Annotated in this window: 26 protein-coding genes and 1 pseudogene; 8 read left to right on the forward strand and 19 right to left on the reverse strand. The window is 68.7% G+C overall.

Going from position 1 to position 25950, the window contains the following annotated elements; translation table 11 throughout:
- Nucleotides 1-11: 11 nt before the first annotated feature.
- Nucleotides 12-704: a response regulator transcription factor gene (locus AC27L4_RS06365; RefSeq protein ID WP_487141224.1), complete on the forward strand. Its 693-nt coding sequence runs from the start codon at nt 12-14 to the stop codon at nt 702-704.
- A 285-nt stretch (nt 705-989) separates the two neighbouring features.
- On the opposite strand, the gene AC27L4_RS06370 is transcribed toward AC27L4_RS06365, so the two are convergent.
- Nucleotides 990-1169 (reverse strand): hypothetical protein, encoded by a 180-nt coding sequence (locus AC27L4_RS06370; protein WP_487141225.1) that lies wholly within the window; start codon nt 1167-1169, stop codon nt 990-992.
- Between the two features lie 100 nt (nt 1170-1269).
- Nucleotides 1270-1623, reverse strand: a complete 354-nt coding sequence (locus tag AC27L4_RS06375) for a hypothetical protein (RefSeq protein ID WP_487141226.1) — start codon at nt 1621-1623, stop codon at nt 1270-1272.
- On the opposite strand from AC27L4_RS06375, the gene AC27L4_RS06380 reads away from it, so the two are divergent.
- Nucleotides 1622-2452, forward strand: a complete 831-nt coding sequence (locus AC27L4_RS06380) for an alpha/beta fold hydrolase (RefSeq protein WP_487141227.1) — start codon at nt 1622-1624, stop codon at nt 2450-2452. The genes AC27L4_RS06375 and AC27L4_RS06380 overlap by 2 nt on opposite strands.
- A gap of 222 nt (nt 2453-2674) precedes the next feature.
- Here AC27L4_RS06380 and AC27L4_RS06385 read toward each other — a convergent pair whose 3' ends face one another.
- From AC27L4_RS06385 to AC27L4_RS06455, 15 genes and pseudogenes are all read right to left on the reverse strand, one after another.
- Nucleotides 2675-3616, reverse strand: coding sequence for a LysR family transcriptional regulator (locus AC27L4_RS06385; RefSeq protein ID WP_487141228.1), 942 nt, complete (start codon nt 3614-3616; stop codon nt 2675-2677).
- Between the two features lie 88 nt (nt 3617-3704).
- A pseudogene (locus AC27L4_RS06390) lies at nt 3705-3941 on the reverse strand (helix-turn-helix domain-containing protein); the annotation flags it as partial.
- A 364-nt stretch (nt 3942-4305) separates the two neighbouring features.
- Nucleotides 4306-5184 (reverse strand): urease accessory protein UreD, encoded by an 879-nt coding sequence (locus AC27L4_RS06395; protein WP_487141229.1) that lies wholly within the window; start codon nt 5182-5184, stop codon nt 4306-4308.
- Between the two features lie 2 nt (nt 5185-5186).
- Nucleotides 5187-5831 (reverse strand): urease accessory protein UreG, encoded by a 645-nt coding sequence (gene ureG / locus AC27L4_RS06400; RefSeq protein WP_487141230.1) that lies wholly within the window; start codon nt 5829-5831, stop codon nt 5187-5189.
- Complete coding sequence (ureC, locus tag AC27L4_RS06405; protein ID WP_487141231.1) at nt 5828-7540, reverse strand: urease subunit alpha; 1713 nt, start codon at nt 7538-7540, stop codon at nt 5828-5830. Before ureC ends, ureG begins: the two co-directional genes overlap by 4 nt.
- Before the next feature lie 4 nt (nt 7541-7544).
- Nucleotides 7545-8246 carry an urease subunit beta gene (locus AC27L4_RS06410; protein ID WP_487141232.1) on the reverse strand — a complete coding sequence of 234 codons (702 nt, stop codon included), beginning with the start codon at nt 8244-8246 and terminating at the stop codon, nt 7545-7547.
- Nucleotides 8247-8267: 21 nt separating this feature from the next.
- Nucleotides 8268-8945: an urease accessory protein UreF gene (locus tag AC27L4_RS06415; RefSeq protein ID WP_487141234.1), complete on the reverse strand. Its 678-nt coding sequence runs from the start codon at nt 8943-8945 to the stop codon at nt 8268-8270.
- Nucleotides 8942-9403, reverse strand: a complete 462-nt coding sequence (ureE, locus tag AC27L4_RS06420; RefSeq protein ID WP_487141235.1) for an urease accessory protein UreE — start codon at nt 9401-9403, stop codon at nt 8942-8944. Before ureE ends, AC27L4_RS06415 begins: the two co-directional genes overlap by 4 nt.
- Nucleotides 9404-9414: 11 nt before the next feature.
- Nucleotides 9415-10110, reverse strand: a complete 696-nt coding sequence (gene urtE, locus AC27L4_RS06425; RefSeq protein WP_487141236.1) for an urea ABC transporter ATP-binding subunit UrtE — start codon at nt 10108-10110, stop codon at nt 9415-9417.
- Nucleotides 10103-10903 (reverse strand): urea ABC transporter ATP-binding protein UrtD, encoded by an 801-nt coding sequence (urtD, locus tag AC27L4_RS06430; RefSeq protein ID WP_487141238.1) that lies wholly within the window; start codon nt 10901-10903, stop codon nt 10103-10105. Before urtD ends, urtE begins: the two co-directional genes overlap by 8 nt.
- A 38-nt stretch (nt 10904-10941) precedes the next feature.
- Nucleotides 10942-12063 (reverse strand): urea ABC transporter permease subunit UrtC, encoded by a 1122-nt coding sequence (gene urtC / locus AC27L4_RS06435; RefSeq protein ID WP_487141239.1) that lies wholly within the window; start codon nt 12061-12063, stop codon nt 10942-10944.
- A 29-nt stretch (nt 12064-12092) separates the two neighbouring features.
- Nucleotides 12093-12983: an urea ABC transporter permease subunit UrtB gene (gene urtB / locus AC27L4_RS06440; RefSeq protein WP_487141240.1), complete on the reverse strand. Its 891-nt coding sequence runs from the start codon at nt 12981-12983 to the stop codon at nt 12093-12095.
- A gap of 86 nt (nt 12984-13069) precedes the next feature.
- Entirely contained in the window at nt 13070-14317 is a 1248-nt protein-coding gene (locus tag AC27L4_RS06445; protein ID WP_487141242.1) for a transporter substrate-binding domain-containing protein, read from the reverse strand.
- A gap of 248 nt (nt 14318-14565) precedes the next feature.
- Entirely contained in the window at nt 14566-15183 is a 618-nt protein-coding gene (locus AC27L4_RS06450) for an ANTAR domain-containing response regulator (RefSeq protein WP_487141243.1), read from the reverse strand.
- Between the two features lie 9 nt (nt 15184-15192).
- Nucleotides 15193-16335, reverse strand: a complete 1143-nt coding sequence (locus tag AC27L4_RS06455) for a transporter substrate-binding domain-containing protein (protein ID WP_487141915.1) — start codon at nt 16333-16335, stop codon at nt 15193-15195.
- Nucleotides 16336-16584: 249 nt separating this feature from the next.
- On the opposite strand from AC27L4_RS06455, the gene AC27L4_RS06460 reads away from it, so the two are divergent.
- Nucleotides 16585-16938 (forward strand): antibiotic biosynthesis monooxygenase family protein, encoded by a 354-nt coding sequence (locus tag AC27L4_RS06460; protein ID WP_487141244.1) that lies wholly within the window; start codon nt 16585-16587, stop codon nt 16936-16938.
- A gap of 7 nt (nt 16939-16945) precedes the next feature.
- On the opposite strand, the gene AC27L4_RS06465 is transcribed toward AC27L4_RS06460, so the two are convergent.
- Entirely contained in the window at nt 16946-18181 is a 1236-nt protein-coding gene (locus tag AC27L4_RS06465) for an AGE family epimerase/isomerase (protein ID WP_487141245.1), read from the reverse strand.
- Between the two features lie 252 nt (nt 18182-18433).
- Between AC27L4_RS06465 and tkt the strand changes: the two genes are divergently transcribed.
- Nucleotides 18434-20461 carry a transketolase gene (gene tkt / locus AC27L4_RS06470; protein WP_487141246.1) on the forward strand — a complete coding sequence of 676 codons (2028 nt, stop codon included), beginning with the start codon at nt 18434-18436 and terminating at the stop codon, nt 20459-20461.
- A 37-nt stretch (nt 20462-20498) separates the two neighbouring features.
- Here the strand turns inward: tkt and AC27L4_RS06475 are convergent, their stop codons facing one another.
- Complete coding sequence (locus AC27L4_RS06475) at nt 20499-21230, reverse strand: GntR family transcriptional regulator (RefSeq protein ID WP_487141247.1); 732 nt, start codon at nt 21228-21230, stop codon at nt 20499-20501.
- A 316-nt stretch (nt 21231-21546) separates the two neighbouring features.
- On the opposite strand from AC27L4_RS06475, the gene AC27L4_RS06480 reads away from it, so the two are divergent.
- From AC27L4_RS06480 to AC27L4_RS06495, 4 genes are all read left to right on the forward strand, one after another.
- The gene (locus AC27L4_RS06480; protein ID WP_487141249.1) at nt 21547-23091 is read left to right on the forward strand and encodes a sugar ABC transporter ATP-binding protein; all 1545 of its coding nucleotides are present in this window, start codon (nt 21547-21549) and stop codon (nt 23089-23091) included.
- 1 nt (nt 23092) lies between these two features.
- Nucleotides 23093-24043 carry an ABC transporter permease gene (locus AC27L4_RS06485; RefSeq protein ID WP_487141250.1) on the forward strand — a complete coding sequence of 317 codons (951 nt, stop codon included), beginning with the start codon at nt 23093-23095 and terminating at the stop codon, nt 24041-24043.
- 70 nt (nt 24044-24113) lie between these two features.
- The gene (locus tag AC27L4_RS06490; RefSeq protein ID WP_487141252.1) at nt 24114-25091 is read left to right on the forward strand and encodes a substrate-binding domain-containing protein; all 978 of its coding nucleotides are present in this window, start codon (nt 24114-24116) and stop codon (nt 25089-25091) included.
- 70 nt (nt 25092-25161) lie between these two features.
- Nucleotides 25162-25935: an SDR family NAD(P)-dependent oxidoreductase gene (locus AC27L4_RS06495; RefSeq protein WP_487141254.1), complete on the forward strand. Its 774-nt coding sequence runs from the start codon at nt 25162-25164 to the stop codon at nt 25933-25935.
- Nucleotides 25936-25950: the final 15 nt, after the last annotated feature.

Raw genomic sequence — 25950 nt, forward strand, 5'->3', positions numbered from 1 at the left:
GGAAGGTGAACATGATCGTTGATCGCTTACTCTCGCGGAGATCGATGCCGCTCCCGGCACAGCGCCAAGCCGAGGCGGAGCCCCCCCTCGTCATCATCGTCGACGACGACGCCTCGGTTCGGGAAGCGCTGTCCGAATTGCTGCTGTCGGCCGGCTTCGAGACGGTTTCGTTCAGCTCGACGCAAGCCCTGCTCGGGACCAGCGCACTCGACAAGCCGGGATGCCTGATCCTCGACGTACGCATGCCCGGCTCCAGCGGGCTCGACCTCCAGCGCCATCTGACGACGAGCGGAAATCCCAAGCCGGTCATCTTCCTGACTGCGCATGGCGACATCCCCATGACCGTCCAGGCCATGAAGGCCGGCGCGGTGGACTTCCTGACGAAGCCGGTCCGCGATCAAACGCTTCTGGACGCCGTCAGCGCGGCGATCGGGCTGGATACGGCACGAAGGGCGGAAGCAGCGAAGATCAGGAGCTATGTCGAGCGCCTGCAGACGCTGACACCCCGGGAACGCGAAATCATGCATGAGGTGGCGCGGGGACGCCTCAACAAGCAGATCGCCTTCGACCTCGGCATCAGCGAGGTGACGGTCAAGCTGCACAGGGGCAACCTGATGCGGAAGATGGAAGTCACCTCCATCGGCGAGCTCATCCGGGCGTGGGAGGCTCTGCCGGTCGGAATGCGCCAGACGAGCACCGCTTAGCAGCGTTTTGCGATTTGACGGCCTCGCGTCAAGTCGCAAAGACGCGCCGAAACAAGGAGCTGGAGCAAAGTGCGTTTCCACCAAAACGCGCTTTGCGCTGGACATTGCGTCGCAAGACGAGCGAGACGCTCCAGCCGCGACGACCGCTGCGATGCGGCCATCCCGCCGCCGCGCACGATCCGCCGGCGTCTCCGGCGCGGAGGGGCCGGGCCTGTGTCGGCGGCAAGGTTGACGCCCGTTGCGAATTCGCTTTCGACCGGGCCGAGGAAGAGAGTGGTGACGCGTTCATGCGTGGCGGGATCGGCGAGCCGCCCGCAAGCCCGATCGTTCGTGGCTCCAGTATCGTGACGGGTTCGTTTTCGTCGACCGCTTCTTCGCGCCCCCCACGACCGAGACCATCGCGCTTTCGGTCACGACGATGCGCGCCGCGGCGAAGCCGATGCCGCTGTTGTCGCCGGTGATCACGGCGACCTTGTTCGACAGCTTTCCATATCGACCTCCATTTGGTTGATCCGAATCTGGGACGATCTCGGTCGAAATCAAACGACGCCGAAGGCAATCCATCCTATACATTGGCATAGAATAGATATCCTCGAGTCATATTGATCGCCAGCGGAATGATTATAAGCTCGGCAAGCTTCGAAAAATCGTCAGACGCCTGAGTATTGCTGCGAACTCGAAGTCGATACCTCAAGAGATACGCAGTCATCCTCCCTCTCGAGGTTTTCGGATCGCAACTCCATAGCCGCGCCTTGGAGGCGCAGATGTCGAACACAGCATCATCCAGCTCGACCGATTTCAGCCGGCGAGACCTCCTGTGCGGCGGTGCCGGCATGGCGGCGGTTGGCACGCTTCCGTTCCAGTCTTTCGCACACCCCACCATCGTTTCCTCCCAGAACAGCAGAAGGAACCAACGCATGAACTACGTCACGACCCGGGATGGCGTCGAGATCTTCTATAAGGACTGGGGCCCGAAATCGGCTCAGCCGCTTGTCTTCCACCATGGCTGGCCGCTCAGTTCGGACGACTGGGACGCCCAGCTACTCTTTTTCCTGGCGCAGGGCTTCCGGGTCGTCGCTCACGACCGACGCGGACATGGCCGCTCCAGCCAAGCCAGCGAGGGCCATGACATGGACCATTACGCCGCCGACGCCGCGGCTGTCGTCGAGCATCTCGACCTGCACGACGCCGTCCATATCGGCCACTCCACCGGAGGGGGCGAGGCCACACGCTATGTGGCCCGCCATGGCAGAAAACGCACCGCAAAGCTCGTCCTCATCGGTGCGGTCCCGCCGATCATGGTCAAGACAGTCCGGAACCCCGGCGGCCTGCCGATCGAAGTTTTCGACGGCTTTCGGACGAGCCTCGCGGCCGATCGCAGCAAGTTCTACACCGACCTCGCGGCGGGACCGTTCTACGGGTTCAACCGAGACGGGGTCGAGGCGAATCCCAGCCTCGTCCAGAACTGGTGGCGCCAGGGCATGATGGGCGCGGCCAAGGCGCAGCATGACGGCATCAAGGCCTTTTCCGAAACCGATTTCACCGAGGATCTCAAGACGATCGAAGCGCCGACTCTCGTCATGCACGGCGATGACGACCAGGTTGTCCCGATCGGCGCCAGTGCCCCATTGTCGGCAAAGCTGCTGAAGAGAGCGACGCTGAATATCTACAACGGGTTGCCTCACGGCATGGCAACCACCCACGCGGATATTGTCAACAAGGACATCCTCGCATTCGTCCGAGGCTAACGGTCGAGGACGAGGCGGCGAACAGGATCGCCTCGTCCTGACCATGCTTCGAGAAGGCCGGCTTTACCCTGTTCGACGACAATGACGAGGATTGGGACGCCGCCGCCGAAGGCCTTCTGCAGCGCGTCATCGAGAAACTCCTCGGGTTTGGCTCGATCAAGCTTTCAAGCAAGCCGCTCGGCACCAGTCCGCCCTGGTATCCGCGTCCGTTCCGGGCCGAACTCAGTCCTCGGCGGCCATGGCGCCTGCCGCAGCGGGAGGCGGCTCGCGCCACCACTCGCCGTCGAACTGGCGCTTCAGGAAGTCGATGAGCCGCCGCACCTTGAGCGGCACCAGCTTCGGCGAAGGGAACACGGCGTGGATGTCCTGGCCCGGCAGGGCGTAGCCCGGCATTACCCGGCGCACCGCCCCGGCTGCCACCGACGGCATCGCCACATAATTGGGCAGGATGGCAAGCCCGAGATCCGAGCGGACGGCCGCCAGCAGCGCCGACAGGTTGTTGGAGCGCATGCGGGCCTTCAGCGCCACGCAGATCCGGCCGCCGCCGGGCTCCTCCAGGCGCCACTGGTCGTCGCCCTGCACGCTGCTGTAGACGAGGCAGTCATGCGCCTCGATGTCCTCCGGCCGCCGCGGCTCGCCGCGAGCCTCGATATAGGAGGCCGAAGCCACCATCATCCAGGGGTTGTGGCCGAGATGGCGGGCGCCGTAGGTCGAATCGGCCAGGCGGCCGACGCGCAGGGCGAGGTCGATCCCCTCCGCCACCAGGTCGACATAGCGGTCCTCGCACGCCAGCTCGATCCGCACCTTCGGATGCCGGCGCATGAAGGCGATCAGCAGCGGGGCGACGACGCGCCGGCCGAAGGCCACCGAGGTGCCGACCCGCACCGTGCCCTCGACCTCGCCGCGCTTGAGCTGCACGTCCTCGCGGGCCGCTTCGACCTCGCGCAGGATCGCCTTGCAGCGCTCGTAATAGAGCGCGCCGATCTCGCTCACGGTGACGCGGCGCGTGGTGCGGTTGAGCAGGCGGGCCTTGAGGTGCTCCTCGGTGAGCGCGATGCTGCGGGTGACGGTCGGCTGGGTCAGGTTCAGGTCGCGCGCGGCCTGCGTGAAGCTGCCCGTCTCGACGACGCGCACGAAGATCTCCATGCCGGCCAGCAGATCCATGCGTGTCAGCCCGCGACGCGCCGCGCCGGCGACGGGACGCCTGCCTGCCCCGGCCGCCTCGTCGTCACGGCAGGCGCCCGCAATCGGGGTGGCGCTCCTCGTCGTAGCGGACGAAGAAGGCGCCCATGGTCACGCCGAGCGCCTTGGACAGGGCGAGCAGCGTGGTGAGGGACGGCGAGATGCCGCCGTTCTCGATCTTGGAGAGCATGCCGAGGGACAGGCCGCTCGCCGTCGCCAGCTCGGCCAGCGTCATGCCCAGGCCGATGCGGAAGGCGCGCACCTCGCCGCCGATCAGCGTCTCGAGCCGGTTGTCGCTGCGCGGCTCGACGGTCGGGAGCGGGTAGCCTCGGGTCGGGAAGGCATCGGCGAAGAGATTCTCGCCGGGAATGGGATCGTTGGAGGGCGTCGGGTTGGCAGCCTGCCGGAAGCCGGCCGGCACCAGGTCATGGTCGCGCAGGCTCCTGGCCGGAAGCGGCATCTGCGCGCCGGCATCGAGCCGGGACTTGGCGACCTTCGGAGGCGGCCTGGCCGTTCCGATCATCCGCGTCCTGCGCCGCATCTCGCATCCTCCCGGGCGTCGGGCCGGCGGCTCGCCGGCCCCCTCATCTCCATCGGCCAAGACCATAGAGCAGGAACGGCGCATCGGCCATCGGCGCGACGAGAATCGTCCTGCGCTGCTGCGTCACGGCTTACTTCCGCCGCCGGCGCGGCGCCCGGCCGGTCAGACCGGTGCGCAGGGCCGACCAGGCCCCGTCCAGCGTCCGGCGCAGCGCCACCGCGTCCTCGGCCAGGACACGGCACCACAGGCCGGCTTCGCCCGGCAGGGCCGAGACGCCGGCATAGGCGCCGCCCGTCTCCGCCACGGCCTGGCGCAGGCCGTCGGCGAGCGGCGCAAGGCGGCCGTCCGGCGCCACCGCCAGCAGCGTCCCCTGCGCCCGGCAGCGCCCGGTCACGCCCGGCGTCGCCGCCAGGATGGCGGTGCCCGAGACCGCATAGCGGTCGACCGCCAGGCGCCCGCGGCCGGCGACCTCGACCACCGTCTCCGCCGCCAGCCGGTCGAAGGGACGGTCCTGCCCGGCCGGATCGTGCAGCAGGAAGGCGTCCGCCAGCACGGCGACCGCGCTCGGATCGATCACCAGCCGCGTCGCCGTCGTCAGGCAAGAGCCCGGGAACAGGATCAGCGGATCGGAGATCATCTCGAACAGGGCACCCGCGCCGACGGCGAGGGCCGAGGTCAGGCTGGCGCGTCCCCCGGTCATCGCGTGCACGATGGTCGAGGCCTGGGTCGTCAGGTGAACGGAGGCGCCGGCATCCACCGTCACGTCGAGGCCGAGCGCCTCGTCCTCGAAGATGCCGCCGGCGCAGGACTGCAGGTAGAGGCTGGCCATGCCCGCCGGATCGCCTTCCACCCGGAAGGGCCGGCAGATGTGGAAGGGGTAGCCCACCCGCTGGTCGCGCAGATAGGTCACCCCGTCGGGCGATCGGGCGAAGCCCAGCCGGGCCTGGCGCGGAAAGGCGGCTTCGGCCGCGGCCCGCCGGTCGACCGCGGCCGTCCCGTCGGCGGCCATGGTCAGACCCGGAACAGCACGGCTTGCGCGATGCGGTCGAGGACCGCGTCGACGCCGTCGCCGGTGGCGCAATTGGTCAGCATCACCGGCCGCCCGCCCCGGACGTCGCGGGCCTCCCCGACCATGCGGTCGAGGTCGACCCGCACATGCGGCGCGAGGTCGACCTTGTTGATGACCAGGAGGTCGCATTGCAGCACACCGAGTCCGCGCTTCCGCGGGATGTCGTCGCCGCCAGCGACGTCGATGACGAAGAGCCAGTAGTCGACCAGATCCAGCGAGAAGGAGGAGGCGAGGTTGTCGCCGCCGCTCTCGATCAGGATCAGCTCGGCCGCGGGAAAGCGCAGCTGCAGGTCGTCCGCCGCCTGGATGTTGAGGCTCGGATCCTCGCGGATGGCCGTGTGCGGGCAGGCGCCGGTCTCGACCGCGACCACGCGGGCCGGGTCGATCAGGCCGCTGCGCTTCAGCCGCTCGGCGTCCTCCTTGGTGACGAGATCGTTGGTGATCACGACGATGTCGATGCCACGGGCGATGGCGCGCGGGATCAGTTGCTCGACCAGGGCGGTCTTGCCGGAGCCGACCGGCCCGCCGATGCCGACACGCGCGGCGCCGGCGGTCTTGGCCGGCACGGGTTTGGACTGGATGTTCATCGCATCATGTACCGCTGCGACAGCGGCACCCTCCTGGCTGGTTCGCATGTGGCGAGCTTGCCGTCGACGAAGACGTCGAAGGTCTGGGGATTGACGGTGATGGCGGGGCAGGCGTCGTTGCGCAGCATGTGCTCCTTGCGCAGCTTGCGCGTGCCCTTGACCGAGAGCAGCGGCTTGGTCAGGCCGAGCTTGCCGCCGAGGCCGGCGTCGAGCGCCGCCTGGCAGACGAAGTTGGCGCCCAGCACCTTCTTGGCCTCGCCGAAGGCGCCCCATTGCGGGCGCATGGCCAGCGGCTCGCAGGTCATCAGCGAGGCGGCGCTGTCGCCCATCGCCGACCAGACGATGAAGCCGCCCTTGATCACCAGCTCCGGCTTGATGCCGAAGAAGCCGGGCCGCCACAGCACGATGTCGCCGAGCTTGCCCGGCTCCAGCGAGCCGACATGGTCGGCGATGCCGAAGGTGATGGCCGGATTGATGGTGTACTTGGCGATGTAGCGCCGGATACGCTCATTGTCGCCGATGCGGCTCTGCTCTTGCGGCAGCCGGCCGAACTGGTCCTTCATCTTCGAGGCAAGCTGCCAGGTCCGGCAGATCACCTCGTTGATGCGGCCCATGCCCTGGCTGTCGGAGCCGAGCATGGCGATGGCGCCGATGTCGTGCAGCACGTCCTCGGCGGCGATGGTCTGGGCGCGGATGCGGCTCTCGGCGAAGGCGACGTCCTCGGGCACCTTCGGATTGAGGTGATGGCACACCATGATCATGTCGAGGTGCTCATCGAAGGTGTTGACCGTGTAGGGATTGGTCGGGTTGGTCGAGGACGGCAGGCAGTAGGGCTCGCCGGCGACGCGGATGATGTCCGGGGCATGGCCGCCGCCGGCGCCTTCCGTGTGGTACATGTGGATGGTGCGGTTCTTGACCGCCGCCAGCGTATCCTCCAGGAAGCCGCTCTCGTTCAGCGTGTCGGTGTGGAGCTGCACCTGGAAGTCGTACTCGTCCGCCACCGACAGGCAGGTGTCGATGGTGGCCGGCATGGCGCCCCAGTCCTCGTGGATCTTCATGCCCATGACGCCGCCGGCGATCTGGTCGAGCATGGACTGCGGCTTGGAGGTGTTGCCGCGGCCGAGGAAGCCGAAATTGATCGGCCAGGCCTCGGAGGCCTGCAGCATCTTGCCGACGTTCCAGGCGCCGCCGCAGTCGATGCCGACGGTGATCGGGCCGAGCGAGCCGCCGATCATGGTGGTGATGCCGCTGGCGATGGCGTGCTCGCAGAGCTGGGCGCTGTCGAAATGCACGTGCACGTCGATGCCGCCGGGCGTGGCGATCAGCCCCTCGGCGTCGCGCACGGTGGTGGCGGCACCGCAGACCAGCTGGGGATGGACATTGTCCATGATCGCCGGATTGCCCGCCTTGCCGATGGCGACGATGCGGCCCTCCTTGATGCCGATGTCGCCCTTGACGATGCCGAGCACGGGGTCGATCACCACCGCGTTGGAGATCAGCATGTCGAGCGAGCCCATGGCGCTGTCCAGGCCCGGCACGAGGCCGAGCCCGTCGCGCAGGGTCTTGCCGCCGCCGTGCAGGCATTCATCGCCATAGACCGCATGGTCGTGCTCGATCTCGGCGAGCAGGGACGTGTCCCCCAGCCGCACCGCGTCGCCCGTGGTCGGGCCGTAGAGCGTGGCGTATTCGCGTCGCGTCATCCTGGCCATGTCGTCACGCTCCCCTGAAGCCGCGGTCCCTGGCGCGCTGCAGCGCCGCCGCCTTGGTCCCGGCGGCGCGGGAGGGCCCGTCCGTCAGGTTGTTGAGGCCGTAGAGCTCGCCGCTTCCGCCGAAGGCCACGAGCTCCACCGCCTTGGTCTCGCCGGGCTCGAAGCGCACGGCGGTGCCGGCCGGGATGTCGAGATGCAGCCCGAAGGCGGCGGCCCGGTCGAAGTCCAGCGCCCGGTTGACCTCGAAGAAATGATAGTGGCTGCCGACCTGGATCGGCCGGTCGCCGCTGTTGGTGACGGTGAGCTGGACCTTGGGCCGGCCGGCGTTCAGCTCGATCTCGCCCTCCGCCGCGATGATCTCGCCGGGCCGGCAGGCATCGGCGGCGGCAATGGGCAGCGTTCCCGGCCGGATCGGGTCGTGCACCGTCACCAGCTTGGTGCCGTCCGGAAATGTCGCCTCGATCTGCAGGATCGGCATCAGGTCGGCGACGCCGGGCAGGACGTCGTCGGTGGTCAGGATGGTGGAGCCGAAGCCGATGAGGTCGGCGACGCTGCGCCCGTCGCGCGCGCCTTCCAGGATCTCGTCGACGATGATCGCCGTCGCCTCGGGATGGTTCAGCCGCCGGCCGCGCCCGCGGCGGCGGCGCGCCAGTTCGGCCGCGGTGTAGATGGTCAGGCGTTCATACTCGGTCGGTGTCAGCAGCATGGCCTCCCCCTCCTCTCACGGTCAGTTGGCGAACAGGCGGCTCGCCTGGGTTTCGTGGCGCATCACGGCGATCTCGGCCTGCGGCACATAGGCCGAGGCCTGCTCGATGCCGGGCGCGGCGGTCGCGACGATGGCGGCGATGTCCGGGCGGACGGCGGCGATGATCCGCTGGGCGTCGATCGCCCCGACGAAGCCGAGCCGCACCGCGGCGCTCGCCGCGCCGACGGCGACGCCGTAGGCCGAGGTCGCCTCGGCGGCCGGGCCGGCGAGGCCGAGGCGGGCGAACAGCACGCCCTGGACCACCGGCAGGTGGCCATGGGCGCGGCCCTCGCGGATCGCCGTCCGATAGGCGGCGCTGTCCGCCGTGCCGAGCCGCTCGTGCACGGCCAGCAGCGAGCGCCCGGCCCGGGCCGAGCCCTCGCGCTGCTCGCGCGCCAGGGACAGCGCTTCGACGTCCCGGTCCAGCGCATAGGCCGCCTCGGCGTCGGCCCGCATGGCCGCGACGAGAAAGGGCCGGTCGAACGAGGCCCAGCGCTCGCGGATCTGGCCGCGCACGAAGCCTTCCAGCATGGAAGCGTCCCGCACGAGGCCGTCGGCCGCCAGCGTCTCCAGCCCCCAGGAGAAGGCGATCGCGCCGGAGGGGAAGAAGGCGTCGGCGTGCTGCAGGGCGACGAGGATCGCCTCGGCGTCGGCCGTCATGGATCTTCGCCCACGAAGCTGACGGCGCCGCGGTCGATCAGGTGATGCAGCCGCTCCAGCACATGCGCGGCGCCGGGGCCGGCCGCCACGTAGAGGTGGTCGCCTTCGAAGCGGACCGGCCAGTGCATGTTGCCGGCGAAGTAGCCGAGCTCGAGCGCCGACGCCACGGTTGCCGCCCGGAACACCAGCCAGCGCTCCGGCTCGGCCCGCACCACGACGGCGCGCCCGGCGTCGAGATAGAGCACGGCGCCGTCGAACAACTGCTCGGAACGCGGCAGCGCCACGGCGCAGTCCGTGCCCTTGTCGGTGGTGGCGCGGAAGCGGTGGCGGGCGAGATCGCCGCGCGGCAGGCGGATGGTCTCGACGGCGTCCTGGTGCTCGAGACGATGGATGCGGTCGTGGACGGCGGGATCGGCAATGTCGGCGACGATGCCGACGCAGGCCAGGGAGAGGGACATGGGAAGCTCCTTCAAACTGCCATGTGCTTGCGGATGAGCCCGTCGCTGAGCTCGGCCGTATTGCCGGAGGCGACCACGCGCCCCTTCTCGAGCATGGCGAAGCGGTGGCCGGCGGTGCGGGCGAAGCGGATCTTCTGCTCCACCAGGATGATGGTCAGGCCGTGATCGCGGTTGAGCGCGATGATGGTCTTCTCGATGTCCTCGACGATGTTGGGCTGGATGCCCTCGGTCGGCTCGTCGAGGATCAGGATCTTCGGATCGGTGGTTAGCGCCCGGGCGATGGCGAGTTGCTGCTGCTGGCCGCCGGACAGGTTGGTGCCGCGCCGCGACAGGTGCTCCTTCAGGAACGGGAACAGACTCCAGATCAGCGGCGGCACGGTCATGCTCCCGTCCTGCCGGGCGTTGCAGCCGAGCTGGATGTTGTCGAGCACGGAAAGGCCGGGCACGATCTCGCGTCCCTGAGGCACGTAGCCGAGGCCGCGCCGGGCACGCTCATAGGTCGGGCAGCGGCTGATGTCGGCGCCTTCGAGCTCGATCGAGCCGCGCGTCCTGACGTCGATGCCGAGCAGGCTGCGCAAGAGCGTGGTCTTGCCGACGCCGTTGCGGCCGAGGATGCAGAAGGTCTCGCCCTTGCGGATCTCGAGGTCGAGCTCGTGGATGATGTGGCTGGTGCCATAGAAGACGTCGAGGTTGCCGAGCTTAAGCATGGCTGAGCGACTGCGATCCAAGATAGGCCCTGACGACATCGGGATTGTGCTCGATCGCCTCGGCCGTGCCTTCGGCGAGCACCCTGCCCTCGTGCATGACGGTGATGGTCCTGGCGATGCGGCGCACGAAGGCCATGTCGTGCTCGATCACCAGGACCGTGTGCGCCCCCGCCAGGCCGAGCAGCAGCTCGGCGGTCTTGTCGGTCTCGGCGGCCGTCATACCGGCCGCCGGCTCATCGAGCAGGATGACCTTCGGATCCTGGCTCAGAACCATGGCGAGTTCCAGCCATTGCAACTGGCCGTGCGACAGCTCGGATGCCTTGCGCCCGAGCACGCCGATGAGGCCGGTGCGCTCGGCCACCGCCACCTCCCGCTCGGTCGGGCGGCCGGCAACCCGGCGCAGCAGGTTCTCGAACACGCCGAAGCGGCGGTTGCTGGCCACCTGCAGGTTCTCCAGCACCGTCATCTCCTTGAAGGTCGTCGGCGTCTGGAACTTGCGGCCGATGCCGCTGCGGGCGATCTCGGCCTCGCCGATACCAGTGATGTCGCGGCCGCGCAGGCGGATCTCGCCGCTGGTCGGCAGCGTCTTGCCGCAGATCAGATCGAGCAGCGTCGACTTGCCGGCGCCGTTGGCGCCGATGATGACGCGCAGCTCGCCGTCGGCGACGCCGAGGTTGACGGCGGAGATCGCCGGAAACTCGTTGAAGCGCACGGTCAGGTCGACCGTCTGCAGGATCACGGACGGCTGCGACGCCGCCGCCTGCGAAGCTTGCGATGCCGACACCTGGTTCATCCCTCCGTCCTGGGCCGTGTCCAGCGGTTCCGCCCACATCAGCCGCGCGCCTCCGCCGCCTGCGCCGCCACTGCGTCCCCGCCGGCGGCCTCGCTCCGGAACAGGGTGCGGTCGAGCAGGGCCTGGACGGCGCCGGCCAGGCCGTTCGGCATCACCAGCACGACGAGGACGAACATCAGACCGAGGATGATCGGCCAGACCGGCTGGAAGGTCGGGCTTTCGCTCGCCAGCGAGGCCACCAGATTGACGACCAGCGCCCCGACGCAGCTGCCGAGCAGCGAGTTGCGCCCGCCGGCCGCCGACCAGATCACCATCGACACGCTGAGCGATGTCGCCATCAGGGCCGGCGAGGCGAACTCCGCCGTCAGGGTGAACAGCATGCCGGCGATGCCGGCCACGGCGGCGGACAGGCAGAAGATGAAGAGCTTGTAGTCGTCGACCGCATAGCCGAGGAAGCGGGCCCTGGCCTCGTCCTCGCGCACCGCCTTCAGCACCTGGCCGACCCGGCCCGACAGGATGAAGCGGGCGAGGAGGATGACGACGAGCAGCACGCCGGCGACGAGATAGTAGATGCTCGGGCCGTAGGGATCGAACTCGAAGTCGCCGATGGCCGGCGGCGCAAGGTCGGCGAGGCCGTTGAAGCCGCCGGTGAGCGGCTGGTTGTTGATGATCAGGAGCTGGCCGATCAGGGCGATCGCCAGGGTGATGATCGAGACATAGACGCCGGCGGTGCGCCGCCTGAACATCACCGCGCCGAAGACGAAGGCGCAGGCCAGCGGCACCAGCACGCCGGCCAGGACGCCGACCGTCACCGAGCGGAACGGGATCCACAGGAAGGAGCCGGGCACGACGCAGCACAGGTCGCGGACCGCGTCCGGCTTCATGTTCAGCAGCATCAGCTGCGGCACCGGGTTGTTGTCCGGCACGCCGAGCGTCAGCGACATGGCGAGCATGTAGGCGCCCATGCCGAAGAAGAAGCCCTGGCCGAGATTGAGCACGCCGCCATAGCCCCAGGACATGCTGACCGCGACCGCGCAGATGGCATAGACGAGATAGGTGGCGATACGGTTGGTCCAGAAGCCGTTCAGCACCAATGGCAGGGCGAGGATCACCGCGAAGAAGGCGGCATAGGCGGCGATGGTGACGGTCCGGCGGCTCATGCGTCGCTCCAGGGGTCTTGGTCCGGCACTCAGCGGCTCCTGGTGACGAACAGGCCGGCGGGCTTGAACAGGAGGATGAGGATGACGACGGCGAACAGCACGGTGCGGCCGTAGACGTCGTTGAGCAGCATCGCCACGAACGCCTGGACCTCGCCGAGGATGCCGGAGGCGAACACCGTGCCGGCGAGATGGCCGACGCCGCCGGCGACCACCACCAGGAAGGCGTCGACGACATAGGGCGTGCCCATGTCGGGCGAGACAGTCTTGAAGCCGGACACCACCACGCCGGCGACGCCGGCCAGGCCCGAGCCGTAGGCGAAGGCGAGCGCGTTGACGCGGCTGTCGTTGACGCCGCAGGCCGCGGCGGTGTTGCGTGCCACCGCGACGGCGCGCAACTGGCTGCCGAAGCGGGTGCGGTAGATGAGCCACCAGCTGACGAGGCCGAGCAGCACCGCCACGAGCAGCGCGAAGGCGCGGTACACCGGCACCTGGGCGCCGAACAGTACGAAGGCGCGCTGCAGTTCCGGCGGCACCGGCACGTTCTGCAGGTCCGAGCCGAGTCCGTCGATGTGGATGCCGAACAGGGCCAGGCCGAAATGGATGCGGATCAGCTGCTGCAGGATCAGCGAGATGCCCCAGGTCGCCAGCAGCGTGTCGAGGACGCGGCCGTAGAGATGGCAGACCACCAGGCGCTCGATCAGCATGCCGAAGAGGCCGGCGACCAGGAAGGCGAGCGGAATGCAGGCATAGAGGCTGAGGCCCAGATGCTTGGTGGCGAGGACGGTGACGTAGGCGCCGAGCATCAGCATCTCGCCATGGGCAAGATTGATGACCTTCATCGTCCCGTATATGATCGCCAGGCCGAGCGCGACCATGAACAGGATCGAGGCGATGCTCAGCCCGATGACGATGGTTTCCATAGCCAGCTACCCATGCCTGGAGCAGGAGGACCGCCGGCGCCGGGAGGAGCGGCGCCGGCGGCCATTGCCGAGGCTGCACCCACACGTCAGAGGGTTGCGCCCTTTTCCGTGCAGATGCGCTTGTCCGCCGTTTCGCCCGCGCTCGAATAGGGCAGCGGGACCAGCGGCTCGGCATATTGGTCGACGATGTCGAGCAGGCCGTCGGCGCGGGTGCGGCCGATGCGCGGCGTCAGATAGGTGTGGAGGTTGGCGGGGTCGATCGTCACCTTGCCCTGCGGCGCGTCGAAGGACAGGCCGCCGACATTGGCGAGCACGGCCTTGGGCGAGGCGTCCTTGGCCTTCTCGGCCGCCATCGCCCAGATGTTGACGCCGATATAGACCGCCTCCATCGCCGCATGGGTCACGGCGTCGGCACCGGCGAAGGCCTTGAAGGCCGGGACGAAGGCCTTGTTCTGCGGCGTGTCGACCGTCTGGAAATAGGGCAGCGACACATAGCTGCCGAGGGCATATTCCGGCCCCATGGCCTTGATCTCGACCTCGGTGGTGGTCGAGGAGCACAATGGCAGCTTCTCGAAGTCGTAGCCCTGGTTCTTGAACTCGCGATAGAAGGCGACGATGGAATCACCGACGACGTTGGAGAAGATCACGTCGGCTCCGCTCGAGCCGATCTTCGAGACCAGGGACGCCCATTCGGTGTGGCCGAGCGGTAGGTATTCGTCGCCCACCACCTCCATGCCGATCTTCTGGCAGATGGTCCGCGACGTCTTGGCCATGCCGCGCGGGAACGCGTAGTCGGAGCCGACGATGAACAGCTTGCTCTTGCCCAGCTTGTTCTTGAGCCAGGGCAACGAATTCTCCAGCTGCTGGTTCGGCACGGCGGAGCCGGCATAGAGGATGTTCTTGGAGCACTCCTCGCCTTCGTACCAGGTCGGCCAGACCAGCAGGCTCTTGCGCCGCTCGACCACGGGCAGCACCGCCTTCCGGCTGGCGGTGGTGTAGCAGCCGAACACCACCGGCACCTGGTCGTCGATGATCAGCTTTCGCGCCTTCTCGCTGTAGGTGCGCGGATCGGAAGCCGGGTCCTCGACGATCGGCTTGAGTTGGCGCCCGAGCACGCCGCCCCGGGCGTTGATCTCGGCGATCGCCATCAGCGCGCACTGGTTCATCGACTTCTCGACGATCGCGGTGGTGCCGGTCAGCGAATACATCACGCCGACGGGGATCTCCTCCGCCGCCCAGGCGCTGCCCGAGCCGCGCAGGATCGCCGGCGCGAACACCCCGGCAGCCGCGAGGCCGGACGCCTTGAGCAGACTCCGCCTGTCGATTGGATTCATCGTGTCCTCCCCTGGGCCGTCTCTGGCGGACGGTTGAGATGTTTCGGTCGAAACGCGCTTGCTGGGCTTGGGATGGATGACAAAAACAAAAAAACCCCGTGAGGTAAAAACCTCGACGGAGCTTCAATGCTTCAAGTCCGGGCGTCTTTGCCCAGATTATGGGGACGCAAATCGTCAGCGATTTGTGCCGGCATCAAGCTAAGCGCGGCCTTGCCCTGTTGTCAAGCCGTCGATCGCGATCGATCCGATCAGGGCTTGCTTGCCCGGGCGAAGATGTTGCTGGAGCGCACGACGCTCTCGGCCATGTCCTCGATCGAGATCCGGCTCTCCATGGCCTGCTTGCGCAGGAGGTCGTGGGCCTCGGGCTCGGCGAGCCCGAGCTGGCGCATGAGGATGGACTTGGCGAGATTGACCGTCTTCATCGAGCTGAGCTTGCGCTCCAGCTTTTCCGCGTGCGCCGTCATCTCGCGCAGCCTGAGGCGCGCCTGGCGCGCCACCACCAGGTTGGCGAGCACGCCGAGCGGCTGGATCGGCTTGCCGATCACCGCATTCGGCCGCAGCTCCAGCATGGCGCGCATGGTGGTCGGATCCTCGAAGTCGACCAGGGCGATCAGCGCCGGCATATCCTGGGCCGACAGCCCGGTCAGGCTGTTGCGGAAGCCCGCATCCATGGCCTGGTCCGCCTTGAAGAACAGCACGTCCGCCCAGAGCGGCACGGCCTCGCCCAGCGGCCAGACGATCTCCAGCCGGCAGCCGATGCGGATGAGCTGGCGCACCAGCACTTCGCAATCCGTGTCCTCCGGGTGGCCGACCGCGACACGCAGCAGGCGGATGTCTCGCAGCAGGGCGTCGGTGACCGGCGACATCGGCGTCCCTCAGGCCGTGACGTCGTCGCGGACACCGCTCTCGCCGGTCACCGGCGAGGGATGCACGAGATAGGGATCGGGCTTCACCGGCTCGCTGCCGCTCTCCACCACCCGGATGGCGCCGTTCTCGATCCGCCCGATGCGCGGCCACAGATAGGTGTGGTTGTTGTCGGGATCGACGCGGATGCGGCCTTGCGGCGCGTCGAACTCCGCCCCGCGCAGGGCATCGAGCAGCAGGCGCCGGTCGTCGGCCCCGGTCGCGGCGAGGGCGCGCGCCACCAGGTGGACCTGGAAATACACGGCCTCCGAGCAGCTGGTGATGCTGCTCGAGGCGCCGAAATGCCGGTGGTAGAGCGAGACGAAGGCGCGGTTCGCCGCCGTCTCGACGCTGGAGAAATAGGGCATCGACAGGAGATGCCCGTGCGAGGCCTCCGGCCCGATCGAGACCAGATCCGCCTCGCTGGTGTTCAGGCTGCCGACGGTGATGCCGGCAGCCCCGCGCCGGGCGCGATGCAGGCCCTGGTAGAAGGGGATGACGGAGTCGCCGACGAGGGCGCAGAAGATGGCGTCGGGCTTGAGCTGCAGGATGGTCTCGACCACCGGCTTGATATGCTCGCCGGAGGCGTTCATCGGCAGGTAGACCTCCGACAGCACCTTGCCGCCGCGCTGGCCGACCGCCTCCTTGAAGATGCGGCTGGCCTCGCGCGGAAAGAGATAGTCGGAGCCGACGATGCAGAACCGGTGGCCGCAATGCTTCATCATGTATTCGGCGAGCGGCAGGTTGTTCTGGTTCGGCGCTGCTCCGGCATAGAAGATGTTGTCGGAGTATTCGAACCCTTCATACATGGTCGGATAGCACAGCAGCGCGTCATGGGCGTGGATCACCGGCAGCACCGCCTTGCGCTGGGACGAGGTGTAGCAGCCGAAGATGATGTTGGCCCTGTCATGCGCGACCAGCTGCTTGCACTGGGCCGCGCAGTGCTCGGGGTTGCCGCCGGGGTCGTAGATCGCCGGGACGATCTCCCGGCCGTCGACGCCGCCGGCGGCGTTGATCTCCTCGATAGCGAGCAGGGCCGCAGCCAGGAGCGTGCGTTCCGTCGCGGCGGTGACGCCGGTCTGCGAAGCGAGGATCCCGACCTTCCAGGGAGGCATGCTCAAGATTGGTTACTCCGGCTTGCGCGGGGTGGGGCGTGATCCCGCATCTCGGCGGCGGAGCCCGGATGCAGGATTGTCGAATGGCGGCGCTGCCTGCCCGTCCTGCCGCCGCCTCGTTGCGGCGTCCGGCCGACGCGCGGCCTGGACGGGAGCATCATGCTTGTCGCAGCCGCCGATCCGCGTCAACCGGATCGTCGCGACGAGGCCCATCAAGGCGGCTTCGGCCGCAAAGCGAGGGAGGAGCCGATGATCGCCGTCATCTTCGAGGTCCGGCCGGCAGAAGGCCGCCGGGACACCTATCTCGACCACGCGGCGCGCCTGCGCGCCGAGCTCGAAGCCATCGACGGCTTCATCTCGGTCGAGCGCTTCGAGAGCCTGAGCGAGCCGGGCAAGATGCTGTCGCTGTCGTTCTTCCGCGACGAGGCGGCCGTCGCCCGCTGGCGCAACCACGAGCGCCACCGCGCCACCCAGGCCACCGGCCGCGGCGGCATCTTCGCCGACTACCGCCTGCGGGTCGCCGAGGTGGTGCGCGACTACGGCATGACCGAGCGCCGCGACCAGGCTCCGGCCGACAGCCAGGCACGGCACGGGGCCGGGTGAAGCCCCCTCACCCCTGTCCTTCGAGCACGATGCCTCCCGCCTGCAGTCCGCGCGTGATGCTGCCGGTCGTCGGCAGCAGCGGGATCAGGCAGGCCTGCAGCGCGTGGTAGATGTCGGGCTTGCCGTGGAACGGGTTGGTGTTCGGCACGAGGTCGTCGTCGAGCTGGGGATGCCAGCCGCCATTGCGCCGGTCGATGAAACGGGCGGCGGAAAAATTCCAGATGCGGCGGTACCAATCCTCGAACACGGCCTCGCCGGTCGTCGCCTGCAGGAAATAGGCGGCGCCGATGCCCTCGGTGCAGGGCCACCAGTAGCGGTCGCGGATGCGCGGCGCACCGCTCCAGTCGAGCGTGTAGTAGAAGCCGCCCTTCACCGCATCCCAGCCCTCGCCCACCGCCTGCAGGAACAGCGCCCGCGCCGCGTCGGGCAGCCAGGCGAGCGTGCGCCCGCCGAGCTCCCAGAGCTGGAGCAGCAGCCGCGCCCATTCCAGCCAGTGGCCGGGGGTGGTGCCATAGGGGCGGAACACCGGGCTGCCGGAATACTCCCGGTCCAGCCGCCACTCCGCGTCGAAATGCTCGGGCAGCCGCCAGCCATTCGCGGCGGCATGGCGGGCGACGATCAGGTCGGCGACGCGCTCGGCCATGCGCAGGTACTGGGCATCGCCCGTCGCCTCGAAGGCGGCCATCAGCGCCTCGGTCAGGTGCATGTTGGAGTTCTGGCCGCGATAGGGGCCGAGCGGCGTCCAGTCGCGCGAGAACTCCTCGGCCACCGCCCCGTGCCGCTCCTCCCAGAAGCGCTGCATCAGCACATCGGAGATGTCGGCGAGCAGCCGGTCCGCGTCGGGATGGCCGGCGACCTTGGCGCTCGAGGCGGCCAGCAGCACGAAGGCGTGGCCATAGGCCTGCTTGGCCTCGTCCGAGCCGACGCCCCAGACATAGCCGCCATGCACGGTGTCGCGATGGCCGTTCCACAGGAAGTCGAGGCCGTGGTCGACGACGAGGTCCGAGCCCGGCCGCCCCATCAGCTGGCCGATGGCGTAGCAATGCACCATGCGGGTGGTGGTGTGGAGCTGGCGCCCGCTCGCGCCCGGCAGCGGCCGGCCGGCATCGTCGAGGTCGTGGAAACCGCCGCTCGGGTCGATGGCGCCCTGGAAGAAGTCGAGGAGGCTGCCGGCCTGCGCGAACAGCCAGTGGCGATGGCTCGGCAGGCTGGTCCAGGCGCGCGCGGTGCTCGATGCGGTCATGTCGGTCTCGTCGTCGGGAAGAGGCAGGGCAGTGCCGGGCAAGCCCGCCGGCGAAAGCCCGGGGCGGCGGGAGATTGCCCATAAGCACCCGGCGGAATCAAGCCGCCCCGCCGCGGCCGGAGATGGCGTTTGACACGTCCCATCATCCCCTCTAGATGTACGTACAGGATGACAACATAGGCAGCTCAAGCACGGATCACCGGGCAGCGGATGCACCGGCTGAGGCGGCAGACTTCGGGGGATATCGCGTCCATGAACGAGCGTCCACATCGCGAATTGGCGAACGCCATCCGCTTCCTCACCGTCGATGCGGTGCAGGAGGCCAAGACCGGCCATCCCGGCACCGCCATGGGCATGGCCGACATCGCCGAGGTGCTGTGGAACGGCTTCCTCAAGCACAATCCGGCCAATCCCGGCTGGATCGACCGCGACCGCTTCGTCCAGTCGAACGGCCACGGCTCGATGCTGATCTATTCGCTGCTGCACCTCGCCGGCTACGACCTGTCGCTGGCCGATCTGCGCGCCCACCGCAAGCTCGGCTCGAAGACGCCCGGCCATCCCGAATACGGCATCACGCCGGGCGTGGAGACCACCACCGGTCCGCTGGGCCAGGGCTTCGCCAACGCCGTCGGCATGGCGCTGGCGGAGAAGAAGCTGGCCGGGGAGTTCAACCGCGACGGCTTCCCGGTCTTCGACCATCACACCTATGTCTTCGTCGGCGACGGCTGCCTGATGGAAGGCATTTCCCACGAGGCCGCCTCGCTCGCCGGCGCGCTGAAGCTGAACAAGCTGATCGCCGTCTACGACGACAACGGCATCTCCATCGACGGCGAGGTCAGGGACTGGTTCGCCGACGACACCGCCATGCGGTTTCGCGCCATGGGCTGGAACGTGATCGCCGATGTCGACGGCCACGACGCCGCGGCGGTGCAGGCGGCCTTCGCCGCGGCGCGCCGCTCGGCCGACCGCCCGACCATGATCTGCTGCAAGACCATCATCGGCTTCGGCTCGCCCAACAAGCAGGGCAAGGAAGAGGTCCACGGCTCTCCCCTCGGCGCCGCCGAGGTGGCGCTGACCCGCGAGGCGCTCGGCTGGCATCACCCGCCTTTCGTCCTGCCCGACCATGTCAGGGCCGGCTGGGACGCCCGCGCCCGCGGCGCCGACGCCGAGGCCCGGTGGGACGAGTTGTTCGCCGCCTATGCGCAGAAGCATCCCGAGCTTGCCGCCGAGGTCCGCCGCCGCATGGCCAGCGAGCTGCCGGCCGGGTTCGACGACACCGTCGCCGCGCATGTCGCGGCGCTGCATGCGACGCCGCCCGGCCGCCAGCCGATCCGCAAGGCTTCGAACACGGTGCTCGGCAAGCTCGCGGCGGTGCTGCCGGAGGTGATCGGCGGCTCGGGCGACGTGTCGCAGTCGACGCTGGCCTGGACCTCGGCATCGAAGTCGATCCGCCCGAACGACATCTCCGGCAATTTCGTGCATTACGGCGTGCGCGAATTCGGCATGTCGGCGATCATGAACGGCATGGCCGCCCATGGCGGCCTGATCCCCTACGGCGCCTGCTATCTCGTCTTCAGCGACTACAGCCGCAACGCCGTCCGTCTCGCGTCGCTGATGAAGCTGCGCACCGTCTTCCTCTACACGCATGATTCCATCGGCGTCGGCGAGGACGGGCCGACGCACCAGCCGGCGGAACAGCTGGTGGCGCTCAGGGCCATCCCCGGCATGTCGCTGTGGCGCCCGGCAAGCGAGCTGGAGGCGACCGTCGCCTGGGCCGAGGCGCTTCGGCGCAACGGCCCGAGCGTCATCGTCGCCGCGCGCCAGGACGCCGCGCCCATCGCCCACGCCGCGGGCGACGAGGAGCGGATCGCCCGGGGCGGCTACGTCCTGTCCGAAGGCAGCCGGTCACGCCCCGACCTCGTCCTGGCGGCGACCGGCTCCGAACTCGGCCTCGCGGTCGAGACGGCCAGGGCGCTGGCCGGCGAAGGCCATTCCGTGCGGGTGGTCTCGGTGCCGAACGGCAACCTGTTCGCGCGCCAGCCGCAGGCCTATCGCGACGCGGTCCTGCCCGCGGACGTGCCGACCCTCTTCATCGAGGCCGCCTCGCCGCTCTATTGGTATCAGTTCCTGCGCGGCCCCGGCGCGGTGATCGGCATCGACAGCTTCGGCGAGTCGGCGCCCGGCCCCGAGCTCTACGTCCATTTCGGCCTCACCGCCGACCGGATTCTGGCGCAGGCCCGCACCTATCTGCCGTCGGAGGTGCATTCGCTGGAAGCTTGACCGCGGCGGCGCGCCTCACGGGGCGCGCCGGGGCCGCTCAGTCGGCCTGGCGGTTGAGCTGGATGGTCAGGCGCGTCCGGTCGGGATGGTGCCAGGACTCGTAGTATTCCACCGCCGCGCCGTCCTGGTCATAGGTGACCTCGCGGTTGAACAGCACGCGCTCGCCCGGCTCCAGGCCGAGGTGGCGGGCGACTTCCTCGCTGGCCCGGCCGATCTCGATGATGCGCTGGCCGGTGGTGGCGATGATGCCGAACTGCTCCTTGAGGTGATCGTAGAGCGACACGGTCTCCAGGCCCTGGAAGTCGAGGAGCCCCGGCACCCGCCCTGCCGGCAGGTAATTCTGCACCAGCAGCAGCACCTGCCCGTCGGCGTAGCGCAGCCGCTCCAGATAGACCGCCTTGGCGTCGTTGATTCGCTCGGCGATGCGCGGCGGGGCATCGATCAGGCGCTGCTGCAGCACCTTGGTGGTCAGCTTGAAGCCGGCCTTGGCCAGGTCCTGATGCAGCGGGTCGAGCCGCTGCGTCAGGGCGATCGGCACCTTGCGTTCGCGCACGAAGGCGCCGCGTCCGCGCTCGGTCTCGATCAGCCCGTCCTGCGACAGCGCCTGCAGCGCCTGGCGCACGACGCTGCGCGACACATCGTACTGCGTGCACAACTCATGCTCGGACGGAAGCTTGCCGCCGCTGGCATAGGTGCCGGCCGCGATCTGGGCGCGGATGGTCTCGGCGAGCTGGAAGTAGAGCGGAATCGGCGTGGTTCGATCGAGCATGGGCACTCTGGAACGGCTCTTTCAAGTCGGAGCCTATACCAGGCGTGATGTCCGCACAACAGGATTGCCTCCGCCCCCGCCCTCGCTCCGGGACGGACCGCCCCGGCCGTCCGGTTGCTTGCGAATCCGGGCCATCAGCCTGGATTTCCATCCAAATTCGATTGTCGGCCCTATTTCCAGGCGCCTCAACCGACAATCCGATTGACTCAAGATAGCAGCTTGATAGGTTATACGGACAACCGCATATGCCGATAACAAATCGGATGCAGGCCGGTGCCCGCCGTCGCCCGGCCCGCACTGTGACAAGGAGGAGCGTATGACCCCGGCCGCCGCGTCATCGTCGGCTCCCGTGTTCGAGGTCGCGGCGGTGTCGAAGACCTATCCCGGGGTGCGCGCCCTGGAGGACGTCACGCTCGCCGGATATCCCGGCGAGGTGCTGGCGATCTGCGGGGCGAACGGCGCCGGCAAGTCGACGCTCTCCAAGCTCCTGGCCGGCCTCATGCCGCCATCCGCCGGCGAGATCCGCCTTGCCGGCGCACCGCTGCGCCACACCATGCCGCGCGACGGCATCGAGGCGGGCGTCCTGATGATGTACCAGGAACCGCTGGTCGTGGAGGATCTCAGCGTCGAGGAGAACCTCTGGCTGTTCGACCTCAATCGCCCCTGGTCCGCCCTGACGCTGCGCCGCGACCGCGCCCGCAGCCGCGCCCTGCTCGACAAGGTCGGCCTGCACGGCATCGACCTCGACCAGCCGGCCGGCGAGCTGACGCCCGGCAACCGGCACATGCTGGCGCTGGCCCGCGTCTTCGTCGTCCCGCACAAGCTCCTGATCCTCGACGAGACCACGGCCTCGACCAACGAGGAGCATTTCGACATCGTCGTCGACATCGTCCGCGAGCAGCGGGCGGCCGGCAGCTGCATCATCTTCGTCTCGCACAAGCTCAACGAGGTCCAGGTCCTGGCCGACCGGATCGCGGTGCTGCGCGACGGCCGCCTGATCGACGTGGTTCCCGCCGCCGGCCGCACCGAGGAGGACATCAGCGCCATGATGATCGGCGAGCGCCTGTCGGCGCTCGAGCCGAAGGCCTCGCCGGCGGCCGCGGAAGCGACCCCGGTGCTGGACCTCAAGGGCTTCCACTGCGGCCGCGTGCAGGGCATCGACCTCACCGTCCGCCCGGGCGAGATCGTCGGCCTTTACGGGCTGGTCGGCAGCGGCCGCTCGACCATCGGCAAGGCGCTCGGCGGCCATTTCGGCTTCTCCGCCGACGGCCTCGCCGTCGACGGCCGGCTGGCCCGCATCGCTTCGCCGCGCGAAGCCATCGCCGCCGGCGTCTGCTACCTCACCGAGGATCGCCACAGGGAAGGCTTCGTCCCCGACTTCTCCAACCAGTTCAACATGTCGCTGGTCACCCTCGACAAGCTCTCCCGGCGCGGCGTCGTCGACCGCCGGGAAGAGGCGCGGCTCGGCACGCGGCTGATCGAAGAGTTCCAGATCAAGGGCACGCTGGACGGCATGACCGTCAACCTCTCCGGCGGCAACCAGCAGAAGGTCTGCGTCGCCAAATGGGCGGCGTCCTCGGCCCGCCTGTTCATCATCGACGAGCCGACCAAGGGCGTCGACGTCGGCGCCAAGCGCCAGATCTACGCCATCATCGAGCGCTTCGCCCGCGAGGGCAAAGGCGTGCTGCTGATCTCCTCGGAGGCCGAAGAGCTGATGCACCTCGCCGACCGGGCGCTGGTGATGGTCGAGTACGAGATCGCCGCCGAGCTTGCCGCCGGCGCTTACGACAAGACGCAACTGATCTCGATCGCGCTCGGGCACGAGCTGCGCGCGCGCCGCGCCGCGAATGGAAGGACCTGACATGGCCGCCGCACCGCTTCCCCGCTGGGCCAGCCGGCTGGCGCAGAACTATCCGCTGCTGATCCTGCTCGGCATCTATCTGCTGGCCTGCCTGCTCGTCCCGAAGTTCCTCACCGAGGTCAACCAGCTCAACCTCATCCGGCAGAGCTCGGTCATCGGCATCATCTCGCTCGGCATGCTGCTGGTGATCATCTCCGCCGGCATCGACCTCAGCGTCGGCTCCATGGCCGCGCTCGCCGGCGTGATCGCCGTCGGCACCCAGGCCCACCTGCCGCTGCCGGTCGCCATCCTCGCCGGCCTCGCCGTCGGCGTCGGCCTCGGCGCCTTCAACGGCGCCATCATCGCCTTCCTGCGCGTCTCGCCCTTCGTGATGACGCTCGGCATGCTTGCCCTCGCCCGCGGCCTGACCTACGCCTACACCGAGGGCGGGCCGTTGCAGCCGGCGGCCGAGACGCGCGAGATCTTCGTGTTCCCCGGCCGCGGCGAGATCCTCGGCCTGCCGACCATCGGCCTGTTCTGGCTGGCGCTGATCCTGGTGGTCACCTTCGTGCTGACCCGGACGGTGTTCGGCCGGCGCGTCTTCGCCGTCGGCAGCAACCGCAACGCCGCCTTCGCCTCCGGCGTGCCGATCGGCTGGACGCTGTTCGCAGTCTACACGATCAGCGGCCTGCTCAGTGGCATCGCCGGCATCCTGCTCACCTCCCGCGTCAGCGTCGCCACGCCGACCATGGGCCAGATGTACGAGCTCGACGCCATCGCCGCCGTCGTCATCGGCGGGGCGAGCCTGGCCGGAGGTCGCGGCACGGTCTCGGGCACCGTGGTCGGCACGATCATCCTGGTGCTGATCGTCAACATCCTCAACCTGTTGAACGTCCCCATCTTCTGGCAGGACGCCGTGCGCGGCGCGATCATCATCGCGGCGATGATCTTCGGCAACCTCCGCGGCCGCTGACGGCGCGCCGGTCTCGATCCCCTGCAAGGGGTAACGGGCCCGCCCCGGGGGCGGGCCGCAAGGAGGAAACATGACCTCGAGCAAACTCGGAAAATTCCTGGCGATGACGGCTGCCGCCGCCACGCTGCTGGGCTCGGCGACCTTCGCCGGCGCCAAGGACGCCAAGGACGTCACCATCGGCTTCCTGCAGCGGACCATGGTCGCGCCCTATTATGTCGCGATGTGGAAGGAGGCCGAGCGCCTGGCGGCGGAGAAGGGCTTCAAGCTCGTCGCCAGCCAGGCCGACGGCGACCCCGTCAAGCAGATGCAGCAGCTCGAGGACATGGTCGCCCGCGGCGTCGACGCGGTGGTCATGAACGCCGTCGACCCCGTCACCACCGAGACCGCGGTCAAGGATGCGATCGCCAAGGGGCTGCAGGTCGTCTTCGTCGACACCGAGATCCCCAGCGTCGGCGCCAACGCCACCTTCGGCGCCGACAACGAGGGCATCGGCAGGCTCGCCGGCAAGATCATGGCCAAGCGCGCCGGCGCCGGCCCGGTAAAGATCGGCATCCTGGAAGGCTTCCCGGCCGACAAGTTCGTCGGGCCGGCGCGCGAGCGCGGCTTTCTCGCCGGCCTGACCGAGGGCGGCACCAAGTACGAGGTCGTCGTCCGCGGCAAGGCCGGCTATGCCCAGGACCAGGCGGTGCCCGCCACCGAGGACATGCTGACCGCCCATGCCGACCTCAACGTCATCTTCGGCTACAACGACGCCATGGCGCTCGGCGCTCTCTCCGTGCTCAAGCCCGATTCCAAGATCCTGGTCGGCGGCATCGACGGCCAGAAGGAAGCCTTCAAGGCCATCAAGGAGGGCGGCTGTGAAGGGCGCTACGTCTCGACCGGCCTGAACTCGCCGACGCTCGCCGCCCGCGACGCCTTCCAGCTGGCGCTCGACGTCGCCACCGGCACCAAGCAGCCCACCCACGACCAGCCCTTCGTCTTCACGAAGGTCGCCGGTATCGGCTGCGAGAACATCGGCGAGTTCTACGATCCGGAGAGCACCTTCTGATCCGCCTGCCGGGATGGGGCACCCTGCCCCATCCCTCTCCGCCTTCATCCCAGCCAGGACCGCACGGCCCATGTATCTCGAACTGTTCAAGGTTGAAAATCAGCTGGCCGTCGTCACCGGCGGCGGGCGCGGCATCGGCCTGGCCTGCGCCGAGGCGCTCGGCGAGGCGGGCGCCCGGCTCGCGATCCTGGAGCACGATCCGGCCCTGGCCGAAAGCGGCCTCGCCCGGCTCCGCGCCAAGGGCTACGAGGCGAGCGCCCATCTGTGCGACGTCACCCAGTCGGCCCGCGTCGCCGAGATCGCCGACGAGCTCGCCGCCACGGCCGGCGGCGCCTCGATCCTGGTCAACAATGCCGGCATCGCCCTCAGCGACATTCCCGCCGAGGACATGACCGACGAGCGCTGGCTCAAGGTGCTCGACGTCAACCTCAACGGCACCTACTGGTGCTGCCGCGCCTTCGGGCGCCACATGCTGGCGGCGGGCAAGGGCTCGATCGTCAACATCGGCTCGATGTCGGGCTTCATCGTCAACCGGCCGCAGCCACAGGCGCACTACAACGCCTCCAAGGCGGCGGTGCACCACCTCACGCGCTCGCTGGCGGCCGAATGGGCGCCGCGCGGCGTACGGGTCAACGCCGTCGCGCCCACCTATATCGACACCCCGCTCAATGCCCTGGTCGAGCAGAACCCGGACATGTACCGGCGCTGGATCGACGGGACGCCGATGGCCCGCATGGGCAAGGATTCCGAGATCGCCAGCGTCGTCCTGTTCCTGGCCTCGGAGGCCGCGAGCCTGATGACCGGCTCGATCGTCCTCGCCGACGGCGGCTACACCGCCTGGTAGGCCGGCCCCGGGGCC

The organism is Labrys sp. Lb11, from assembly GCF_057554225.1.